Raw genomic sequence first — 12,272 nt, 5'->3', positions numbered from 1 at the left:
TTGGTCTTTATTCGAATCTTCTTTTTTACCATCGTTTGTATCTGCTTCTTTTACAGTCGATGCAACGATATCTGAATATACGCCATAGTAGTTTACGAAATAGCACCCGCTGTAAGCACGTACTTTATAGTAATATACTTTGGATTGGTCTGCTGTTTTATCTGTATAGCTTACTGTTGATGAGCAACCAATATACTTATATTCACCATTCTTTGAAGCAGAACGATACACATTATACTTACTTGCACCAGATACTTTGCTCCAACTTATTTTGTTCCCATTTGTCTCTGTTGTAACCTTTACATTCTCTGTCTTTTTCAATGTAGCTGTCGCACATGCTACATTAGAACAAGAACCATATACCTTCTTTCCTTTTACAGTTTTGTATGGACGTACTTTATAGCAATAACTAACTGAAGATTTACGCTTTGTATCTTTATATGTTGTTGCTGTCGTATTTGCTACCTGTTCATACTTTCCTGATCCTAAAGTTGCTCGGTAAACTTGATAGCCTTGCGCTCCAGATACCTTTCGTATTGAAAGAGTAACCGTTGTCGCTGTTCTTTGTTTGATTGTTATGTTTGTCCTAGCTAGCATAGTTGCTGCTTGTGCTTTCGGTATGTCTTGCCCCGAAAGTGGTGTTGCTATGTAACCCATTACAAGACAAAGCAAACATGCTATGACCGCTATCCTTTGTATTATTTTCTTTTGCATCGTATTCTCTCCCTTCTACTGATGTATAAACATTGTAACATTTCTGTAACATTTATAAAATACATTATTAGTGGCAACGCTGTCACTATTAGGAAAAACTAGAAGTTGTATACGAAAAAGACCATTTATCTTGTATCCCTAATTGATACAAAACAAATGGTCTTTCATCTTCTTTATTTGGGGCTTATCTGCAAATTCAGCCTAACTGGATCAGTAAGTTATTTCATGTCGTCTATACTAGTTTTCTAATAGGAACTTATATTGTGACATGTACAGTTCACGGTATTCACCACCATAACGAATCAATTCATCATGACTGCCTTTTTCAATAATCTCTCCTCGATCAACATACATAATACAAGTAGAGTTCTTAATTGTTGATAAACGATGCGCAATAATAAATGAGGTACGGTCTTTAAGCAAACGATTCAATCCTTCCTGCAACGCAATCTCTGTCTCCGTATCAATACTTGAAGTTGCTTCATCAAGTATTAATATCTTAGGGTCTGCAAGCAATGCTCTTGCAAAGGAAATCAATTGTCTTTGTCCTGCTGATAAACGATTTCCTCTCTCATTTACTTCGGTTTTATATCCATCTTCCATCTGCATAATGAAATCATGTGCACAAACGGTCTTTGCTGCTTCGATTACTTCATCATCTGTTGCTGTCATGTTACCATAACGAATATTATCCATGATTGTTCCTGAGAATATAAAACTGTCTTGCAACATTACTCCCATCTGCGAACGTAATGATTTAATCGTTACTGTATTAATATCTATTCCATCGATTAGAATCTGTCCTGAATCCAAGTTATAGAAACGGCTAAGTAGATTAATAATTGTCGTTTTACCTGCACCCGTAGGGCCTACAATCGCATACGATTCCCCTTTGTTTACCTTGAAGTTAACACCTTTAAGTATTGGATTTCCTTCTTCGTAGCTAAATACTACATCTTTAAATTCTACATCTCCATGAATAGTCGGCATATCCGTTGCGTCTGGTGAATCCTTTACATCAACAGGTTCATCAATTGTTTCGAAGATTCTCTCTAAGTATGATATTGCTGTTAATAAACTATTATAGAAACTTGCCATATTCGTAATCGGTGCCCAGAAACGACTTATATAAGAAGTAAATGCTACTAATGTACCGATTGTAATTGAATTTACACCACCTACTAACCATGATATTCCTAACACATAGACAATAGAAGTCGTGATTGTCGATATATTATCTACTAATGGCGATAGCATGAAGTTATAACGCACTGCTTCTAACCATGCAGTACGATAGTTATCACTTAGTTTGTTGAAGATATCTGTGTTTTCTTCTTCACGTACAAACGATTGTGTAACACGAATACCATTCATACTTTCTGCAATGTAGGCATTTAAGTTTGAAGATTTATTGCTAAGTCTTTGCCATGCACTTCTTTGTTTCTTCTTAATTATAATTAAGAATGCTACCATTACTGGAATACCGCATAGGCATATTAATGTTAATTTCACATTGATTGTGAGCATGAATATAATGATAAATACTAAACTAAATAAGTCAGTAATCGTATTAATAATACCATTGGATAACAAGTCACTTATATTGTTTACATAGTTTACTACACGAACTTGTATCTTACCATGTGGACGATCATCATAGTATGAAAATGGTAGCTCTTGTAGATGAACAAACAAATCTTTACGAATCTGATGAATAATATCTTGACCAATCTGAGCCATACATTTTATCTTTACTTTAAGCGTAACTACAATTACTAGTACAACGCTTAGATATAAGATACTCATCTGTACGATTCCTCTTATATTTTCATTCGGAATATAGTTATCCATAACAACCATCAATAGTTTTGGACCTAACATACTTAATGCACTTGCTGTTAACATGATGATAACAACAAATATCATTTTGTTTCGGTATGGTTTTATATAGTGGAATAATCGTTTTAACTGATTTACGTCAAATTGCGTCTCTAAGGATTCGTCTACATCATATTTATTTCTAGCCATTACACGATTCCCTCCTTCATTGATGCAATCGTATTAAACTCACCATACTGATGGTTGAATACGGTATAATAATAACCTTTCTTATCAAGTAAACTTTCATGATTTCCTGATTCAACTATTCTTCCGTTGTCAAGTACAAGAATTAAATCAGCATCTTTAATCGATGATATTCTATGCGCAATAACAAATACTGTTCTCTCATCTGAGAGATTATTAAGTGCACTCTGGATTTGTGATTCTGTCTCCATATCAACTGCCGATGTTGTATCATCAAGTATTACGATAGATGGATTTTTAAGTAGTGCTCTCGCAAGAGAGATTCTTTGCTTTTGTCCACCAGATAGACCTACTCCTCGCTCACCAACGATTGTATCATATCCTTCTGGCATCTTTAGTATGAAGTCATGTGCATTTGCAATCTTTGCAACTCTCTCTACTTCTTCAAATGTACAATCTGGTCTACCATATGCAATATTTCCTTCTACGGTATCTGAGAATAGGAATACATCTTGCATCGCCATTCCAATATGATCTCTTAGATAATGTAAATCCATATTCTTAACATTCACACCATCAATGCATACTTCACCCTTTGTTACATCATAGAAACGACAAAGCAGATTCATTACTGTTGATTTTCCTGAACCAGTAGCCCCTATGATACCTACCGTTTGACCTGCTTTTACTGTAAAATCGATATCTTTAAGAATTACATCATCTTCTGCTTTATAGCTTACATGGTGAAATTCAATCGTACCTTTGACACGTTTTCCTTTATAGGCATCTTTTGGTTCTTTGATATCTGGTTCTTCTTTAAATGTTGAATAGATCTTTTCAACTGATGTGATAAATCTCTGAACATCATTTGTTAACCATCCTGCCATACGAAGTGGGTTGTTTAGCATCCATAAGTAACCGTTAATTGTGAATAGGTTACCTAGTGTCATTTGTTTTTTTACAACCATAATTCCACCGACAAGCATCAATATTGCATATAACGCATTAGAGAAAAACTCAAAAATAGGTATGTATTTACTCCAAATAGCTGTTGCTCCAAGTTCTGCTTCTCTGAATGCATCATTTTCTTTATCGAATTTTTCTATCTCAAAATCTTCCTTTGCAAAAGCTTTTACAACCCTGTTTCCACTGATGTTTTCTTGTGCAAATGTATTTAAGCTTGAAAAGCGATTACGTATCTTATGAAATGCCGGCTTAATATTCTTTGATTGAAAATATGTTGTTAATGCTGTAAATGGTAAAACAATAATCATACATAATGCTAGTCTTACATCTACTGTAAAAATCATAACTAATGCTATTACAAACAATAATACATTTTCATAAAGCGAGTAGATTACGTATGCTACAAAGTGGCGAATGGCATCCATATCTCCCGTCTGCCTAGACATTAAGTCTCCTGTACGGTTTTTATTATAGAATTGAAAATCTTGTTCTAGTAATCGTTTGTACAAAGCATCTCGCATTGAATACAATACACCTTGTGACGATTTTTCGAATATCATTAAGAATAGATAACGTAGTATGGAACGTATTATCGTAATTCCTAATAAGATTACTATTAACATGGGAAGTATCGAATGCTTTCCTCCCTGTATTACGTCATCAATCAACATACCCGAAACATATGGATTGATGATTGCAAGTATCGACGTGATTGTTACTAATACTAATGCAACAAAAAGCCGAAACCTGTATTTTTTAATAAACGTGTAAAACCATTGCATTGCTGACATATCTTTTCCTCTTCCTTTCCCAAAGTTGATGATACCTTTAGAATCCCTTTTGTTTCATTCATTATAGGGCAAACCATTTTCGAATTCTAACAATTTTGTTGCAAGTTCTAACACATTCTTTGCAGGTTTTAAAATATATAATTGCAAAATTCACTTTATTTCCAACAAAAAAATGGCTATAATCGCTTTTTCCAGCAAATATTACTTGCCTTTTAAGCATATTATAGCCACTTCTATTTCATAACTCTACTTGTTTTTTTGTTTTACTCTTGTACCTCTATATATTTAATATCTTCTTTTACAAAATCAGGTATGTTATTAACATCGATTGCGTATTGCACTTCCATTGTATTTCCATATTCATCTGTATTTGTTACTACTACGATACTAAGGTAATTCTCATAATTCGTCAACATCCTATTGTTCCCTGAATAAGATGCACTAACAAGATATGGTGTAATCTTGCTAATAGTATCCCTATCATTGTAGGTAACATCATTTACATAAGAGTATGAAGTCCTTGCATCTTTGTCATCCACCTCTGAATATTTTTCTTCTTCACTGATTTTATCACGATATTCATAAGGAATCGTATACGATATTCTAATCGTCTGAACGTTATTAAGATCAAAACTCTTCGTAAAATCAAATCCATGCTCTGTTAAGAATGCTATTGATTTTGCAAAAGAGGGATAAACCACTGCATTATAGGAAAAATCAACATCTTTATCGTCTGTATATCCAAACTGTAGTGTTGCTAGTGGTACTTCAGCCTTTATATCGTCGAATGATAGCTTTGTAAATTCCTCTGCATAAATCGCTAGTAGCTGTGCTCTCTCTTCTTTTGACAATGTAATATTTAACTCTTGGAATTCATTATAGCAAGCAACATATGATACTTCTTCCATCTTATATAGAGGGAATTGCCCTTCTTTATATTCTTCTGATTGATATAGTTGATTCAACAAATCATAGTATTCATCCATTGGAATCATATATTGGCGATATACGTGTCTTCCTGAGTGCAAACGATATTGAACGTATATACTCGTATATTTCCCTTCGCTACTTCGTTCAGCCGCAGTCTTACCTTCTGCCTTTGCAGCTCTTTGAGTAATCTCATATGCTACATCAATATCTTCCAATTTCATATACTCAAATGCATATTCTTCTTTTGACAGGCGCAAAATAGTTTTTTTATCATCTGGATTTATTGATAGAGAATATCCTTGATCTGTATCAAATCCATCTAATACTATACTCATACTTTCAATCTTATCTTTTGCTGGTGCATATTGATCATAATGTAGTAAATCCCACTTATATACAGAGAATATTCCAATCATTAATATAGCACCAACAAGTAACTGAATCTTACTTTTAAATGCGGCTCTAAAATCAAAGTGATATATAATCTCCATTAGAAAACTACATAACAGATATCCACAAATCATGCCAAAGAACAACCAAAACATAGTGTGTGTAGCTGTTAATCCTGTAAACACAAATCCACTTCCTAAACCAATTGGTACACAGATTACCGTTTTAATAATTGGCTGTAATTTCTTATAGGAAATTGCTTTACCTGCTGCCTCCGACATTCTCTTACGATATAGCCAAACTGCTCCCATAATTAGAAAAATCACAGCACTTAGGCAAAGTAATACTGTCGATACTTGTAGTGCTTCACTTTCCAATTCTTCTATCATTATCAAATATGTGCTAATTGGTGAACATCGATAAAGTGCCGAACTTATAATCTCGCGTCTTTGATAATACGTATTAAAATAGCTGCCATTCAATGTTCTAATAAGTGACTCTAGCATTGGAGCATATAGCATAAATACCGCACTTGCCAAAATACTTACTAGCATTTGACCTGTCAATAAAACAGCAATTATGATTACTGTGTATAGTATAACATAGTTTAATACATTTACTCCAAATGACTCCCATGCCATCATCCATACTTCCGAAGCAAAGGCTCCATTCATTCCTGCTATTACAAAACTTATCGCTAAAGCAATTATATATGGAATAACATAAACTAGAATTCCAACAAGATAGGAAGAAGCAAATAATGTCTCTCTTTTTACTGGTAGACTATGATAGAAATCCACTTTCTTCTTAGATTGCAAATAATAAAATCCACTTATTCCACAAACTACTGCTATTACAACCGTAAGCATAACCAAAAATCCATTCTCAACACTCAAACACTCTGTTGCTCTAAAAATCAGGAGTTCTTTCTTATCAATTATCCCTGGCCAATCTATCAGTGACGTTCTTACTTGTTCAAGTGACGTAGCAATATATATTGGCAATATGAATAAGAATGTAATTACAGAGATCGCAATTGCCCAAAGACGTCTCTTCATGTCTTCTTTCATTAATCTACATAATAAGTTTCTTGATGTCATATCCAACTACCTCCGTTTCACTAATAAATATCTCTTCTAAACTAAGCGGTAGCACTTCAACAAAAATCGGATTTCTCCTTTGAATAATTGCCGTAATTTCTTCACAATTTCCTCTTGCTGTATACGTATACAGCGAACCTCTTTGCTCTTTCTTCACTAAATTCAACTCTTGTTCGACTTCTTCCACTTCTTCTTGCGCTTTGTATACACATTGCACTTTATGAATATTGCATTTCATATCATATAAATCCTTAGACAACAGAATTCCCCCCTTATGCAATAGACCTACATGGTCGCAGATGTCTTCTAGCTCTCTCAAATTATGTGATGCAATTATTGGAGTCATCTCTCGCTCAGACAACTCTTTTGCGAATATACTTTTCACCGCTTGACGCATAACTGGGTCAAGCCCATCAAATGTCTCATCACAGAATAGATACTTTGTATTTGCACAGATACCGCAAATCACTGATAACTGCTTCTTCATTCCCTTTGAAAATGTGTTTATCTTTCTTGTTAGACTTAATTCAAACTGATTGATTAATTTGTCAAATCTCTTTGCATCAAAGTCTTTATATATATTACGATAAAATTCCCTCATATCTTTTGGCGTTGCATTTTGAAAGAAAAACTGTTCATCTGATATATAAAAGAATCTCTCTTTCGCTTCCACATTCTCATATACATTCATTCCATCTAACTTAATTTCCCCACTATCAGGCTTTAGAATTCCACTTAACATACGAAGAAATGTACTCTTTCCAGCCCCATTTGTTCCAACAAGTCCAAACACATTCCCTTCCTTAATTGTAGCAGATACTTGATCTACAGCCTTGATGTCATCAAACTTCTTACTTACATTGATCGCTTCAATCATTGATTTGCTCCTCCTTATAGATTGCCTGACATGTCTTCTCTACCTCTTCATATGCTATGCCATTCTTTCTAGCTTGATTTATTGCCTCTCCTAACTGCTTTAACACTTCCTGTTTCTTAAAATCCATCAGCTCCACATCCCCCGCTATAAAACTTCCTTTTCCCTTTACAGAATAGATATATCCTTTCTGTTCTAGTGTTGCATATGCTCTTTGAATGGTATTCGGATTTATTGATAGTTCTATTGCCAAATTACGTACAGATGGTAACTTTGTATCCGCTGGCAATGCTCCGTTTAGAATCAACTCTTGAAATCGCTCTACCACCTGTTCATATATCGGTCGTCGATCCTTATAATCAATTACTATCATTTCGCTCTCCTTTCTTTGTTGAGGTTGTTGAGGTACTTGTGTTGAATGAATAAATATTAACGCATACTAACTGTATTAATATTATTAATACAGTTAGTATAGATGCATTGATTCATATTGTCAATAGAAAATTGGTAATTATATTAATTTTTTCTATTCTTTTTAATTTCGCACAAGCACTCTCCGATAATTTTTATCCCGTCCTCTATTTCCCCTAAGGATACCCTTGATAATCCCAATCGTAATGTATACTCTCCAGAACCATCTAATGAAAATATATCCCCTGGCATAAAGATTACTTTTCTTTTGTGACAACATTGCAGTAATTCTCTTGCTGATACATCTTGTAATCCTATATATACATGTAGTCCACCATCTCCCCATATAAATTCAGGCTCGATGTATTGCTCGATACATTGTTTGGCCAATTCAAATCTTTCCTTGTATGATTTTCGCATTCGTTTCATCTGTCGTTTTAATATTCCCGATTGCAAATATTCATATAGTATTCCTTGGTCAATTGATGACGTATGAATATTCTTGCATCGCTTTACGCTTTCGAGTAGCGATACCATTCGATTATCTCCCATAATCCAACCGATTCGTAATCCTGGAAATAGAATTTTAGAGAAACTGCCGATATAGACTACTCCATTCCGTTCTCTGTCAAGTGCTGCAATTGGTGTGATATGACTGCTGCCATATAGCAGTTCTTCTGTAAATCCGTCTTCTATAATTGGTACTCCATATGTTCTACACACCTCATATATCTGCGAACGTTTCCTCTCTCCAATTACGATTCCTGTTGGGTTATGGTAAGAAGGTATCACATACAAAAAACGTACTGGATACTTTTCTAGGCATACTCTAAGAGCTTCTATGTCGATTCCATCTTCTAACATTGGAACTCCAATCGGTTTTATTCCGTGTAATTTCATAATTCGCAATGCTGTATTGTGCGTTGGATTTTCACAGAGTACATAATCCCCTGGGCTTGTAAATGCTTCCATCATCATTTCAAATCCTTCCGTAAATCCATTCGTAACAATGATATCTTTGTGTTCTCCACTTACACCTTTCTCCTTCATATATTGTTTCAGATAATCAATTAAAGGTTTATATCCTTTTGCATAGCCGTAATTCAATATCTTGTTCCCTTCTACTGATAGACGATTTAAGAAAGAACGCTTAAATTCCTCTAGATCAAATAATTCTCCATCAGGTGAAATGCTTTTAAAGGAAATTAAATCTTTACTCCATGGGATTTCATTCTTAATTATGTCCATTCGTTCTGCTTCTTTCGAATAGGTATTTGCTTTCTCTTCCCAATCTATTATCCATGCAATTTCTTGATTACTATCATAATCTCTATCTTTATATCTCTTCAATATACTTTCTGTAATAAATGTTCCTTTTCCCTTTTTCGTGTAAATTATATTCTCCGCTTCCAAACTCTCATATGCTAATATAACCGTATTCCTACTCACTCCAAGTATCTGTGCCAACTCCCTTGTAGAAGGAAGCTTACTATTTGGTGCTATCATATTGGTTTGAATACTATGTTTTACATGATTTATAATCTGTTCATATATTGGACTTTCTTTATCAATAACAAGGTCATGAAATAACATTCGAATTTCCTCCTACTACTCTCATAAAAAACTATATTTATCTATATTAAGTATACAAGCTTTTCACTTTTTTGCTAGTGCCACTCGAATAAGTCCTTGTTAGAGACGTGGTTTATTGTTACTATGTTGATATACGAACACCCAAAAACACTCTTTCATCACTCTTACATACTTACACAAAAATCCTCATATCAACGTCCGAATTTAATGACATTGATATGAGGATTTTTTATTTTTACATAAGTTTATTTGTACTTGTGCCTCCACAACGCATTAACATACACAAGTATCCCAAATTAACATTTGAATTTTGCCATCATCTCAGTTAAAGCTTTTGCTGATTGACTTGCATTCATAGCATTTTGAGAAACTTCTTCACTTGTTGCAAGTAATTCTTCTGCAGTTGCTGACATTAGTTGTGTAGAAGCCATATTTTCATGTGCTGCTGCCGCAACGGATTCTGCTTTCTCTCTTACAGCATGTCCCGCTTTTTCTGCAACAGCTAATGAATTAAATGTACTTTCAATTGCTGGTTCCGCAATTTGAATCGCGTTAAGTGTTTCTTCAAAGGAACTTAAAACACTCTCTACAATCGTACTCTGCTCTGCTAATAATTCATCCACACGTGAAGAATCTTTTACAACGCTTGTAGTTTCTTGATTTACATTTTGAATTAAAACACCTATTTCTTCTGCTGACTTTTGTGATTGCTCTGCTAGTACCTTTACTTCCTCTGCAACTACTGCAAATCCTTTTCCCATCTCGCCTGCACGAGCTGCTTCGATTGCTGCATTAAGTGCTAACAGATTTGTTTGGCTTGCAATATCATTGATTGCATTTGTAATATTACCAATTTTAGAAACCGTCATATCTAAGTCAATAATCTTCTTACTAAATTGTTCAAATGTAACATGAATTTCACGAATTGCACCTGCTAGCATATTTACCGTATTTTGTCCGTCTCTCGCCTTATCTCGTGCATTCGAAGCCGACTTATCTACTGAATTCATATTTTTATCAATATCACTAATTTCATCTTCTAATCTTATAAGCATATCTAATGTACTCTGAATAGCTGATGCTTGCATTGATGAACCTGTTGCTATCGTTTCAATCGAAGATGTTATACTATCAATGACATGATTCATCTCATTTGACATATCTTTCAATCCTTGGGATTGCGTACTCATATTATCAGCAGTATACTTAACACCTTGTACCGCCTCTGCAAGACTATCCGTTGTTTTATTCAAGCGACGTGCCATTTTGCCAATTTCATTTTTACTTTTCACATCAATCACTTCAGTAAAATCACCTTTAGCAAGTGTTCCAATTCTCTCAGAAACCTTATTAATTGGTTTTAATATACCATGTGCAACTAACAATGCAATCCAAGGCGCTATTACCGCAATTACGCCAACAACAATCAATAATAACTTTACGATGAAATTAGAAAGTTCCTCCACCTCTGCTTTAGGAAGAATTGCAATATAAATCCATCCATTAGACCCTGTATCCGAAGTATAGTATCGCTCTACACCCTCATAAACATATTTTCCATTTGCATGTTCTGATGACTTCACTTCTTCTGCAATCGACATTGTATTAAATGTCTCATTGTCTAAAAGTAATTCAGAATTTGGATGCATAAGCAATGTGCCGTCTTCCTCTACTACGTATATGTATCCTGTCTTTAATACTGCTGTCTCTTCGATTATTTTGGCATATATTTGATTCACATTGACTGCACTCAATAGATAACCAATTGCCGTATTACCTTCCTTTACAGGAGTCGCTATTACTAACATAACTTCACCAGATATTACATTTTTCGTTCCACTTGAAGTAGTCTGTTCTCCTGTATTTTTTACCGATTCTATTACATCTGGCCACGCATCATTACAGTTAAATCCAATCATAGAACTGTCATCCGATCCTACTACTACTCCATTCGTATCGGTTAGTATTGCATTGTCAAGTACAGCGTATGTATCTGTAATTGCCTTTAATCGATTGTTTACCTCCTCCACACGTACTTGTGTACTTCCTTCCAAAAACATATGAAATACGATTTCACTACTAGCTTGAGTATTAATCTTTCCTATCATATCAAGAATTGTTTCCGTTCCTCTTTGAGCAAGTTCCAATTCTTGTGCTGCACTTTCCTGCGCCTCCTTAATCCCTTGTTTTCCGACTATCAATTTAGTCGTCGTTCCTACCGCTAACGTTGGAATCAGTGCGAAACAGGCAAATAAAAGTATAAATTTTTTTCTTAATTTCATATGCGCACTAGTCCTTTCTTCCTATATACTATATGGTACATTTGTATCGTATCATATATTTTAGCATTTTTTCGGAACAATTGCAACACAATTTCTATTAATTGAGAACAATATTCAGAAACACCTCTTAATTTATCAAAATCAAGAGGTGTTTTATTATTTTATACTCCCATTTAAAGTTATTTCCTTGAAAAAG

Annotated in this window: 8 protein-coding genes; all 8 read right to left on the bottom strand. The window is 34.4% G+C overall.

Going from position 1 to position 12,272, the window contains the following annotated elements:
* The coding region (locus RMR19_RS07460; protein WP_331654666.1) for a hypothetical protein at positions 1-714 on the bottom strand (714 nt) is incomplete at its 3' end.
* Between the two features lie 237 nt (positions 715-951).
* Positions 952-2,742, bottom strand: coding sequence for an ABC transporter ATP-binding protein (locus RMR19_RS07455; protein ID WP_310602874.1), 1,791 nt, complete (start codon positions 2,740-2,742; stop codon positions 952-954).
* On the bottom strand, positions 2,742-4,496 hold the full coding sequence (locus RMR19_RS07450) for an ABC transporter ATP-binding protein (RefSeq protein ID WP_310602873.1): 1,755 nt from the start codon (positions 4,494-4,496) through the stop codon (positions 2,742-2,744). Before RMR19_RS07450 ends, RMR19_RS07455 begins: the two co-directional genes overlap by 1 nt.
* A gap of 263 nt (positions 4,497-4,759) precedes the next feature.
* Positions 4,760-6,916, bottom strand: coding sequence for a DUF6449 domain-containing protein (locus RMR19_RS07445; RefSeq protein WP_310602872.1), 2,157 nt, complete (start codon positions 6,914-6,916; stop codon positions 4,760-4,762).
* Complete coding sequence (locus RMR19_RS07440; protein WP_310602871.1) at positions 6,891-7,793, bottom strand: ABC transporter ATP-binding protein; 903 nt, start codon at positions 7,791-7,793, stop codon at positions 6,891-6,893. Before RMR19_RS07440 ends, RMR19_RS07445 begins: the two co-directional genes overlap by 26 nt.
* Positions 7,786-8,163: a GntR family transcriptional regulator gene (locus tag RMR19_RS07435; RefSeq protein WP_310602870.1), complete on the bottom strand. Its 378-nt coding sequence runs from the start codon at positions 8,161-8,163 to the stop codon at positions 7,786-7,788. Before RMR19_RS07435 ends, RMR19_RS07440 begins: the two co-directional genes overlap by 8 nt.
* Before the next feature lie 143 nt (positions 8,164-8,306).
* Positions 8,307-9,794 (bottom strand): aminotransferase-like domain-containing protein, encoded by a 1,488-nt coding sequence (locus tag RMR19_RS07430; RefSeq protein WP_310602869.1) that lies wholly within the window; start codon positions 9,792-9,794, stop codon positions 8,307-8,309.
* Between the two features lie 296 nt (positions 9,795-10,090).
* Positions 10,091-12,076: a methyl-accepting chemotaxis protein gene (locus RMR19_RS07425; protein ID WP_310602868.1), complete on the bottom strand. Its 1,986-nt coding sequence runs from the start codon at positions 12,074-12,076 to the stop codon at positions 10,091-10,093.
* Positions 12,077-12,272: the final 196 nt, after the last annotated feature.

This window comes from Anaerosporobacter sp. (assembly GCF_031551385.1).
Lineage (GTDB): Bacteria > Bacillota > Clostridia > Lachnospirales > Lachnospiraceae > Anaerosporobacter.
Note: the sequence above shows the minus strand (reverse complement) of the source record. Positions and strands in the feature narration are given on the sequence as shown.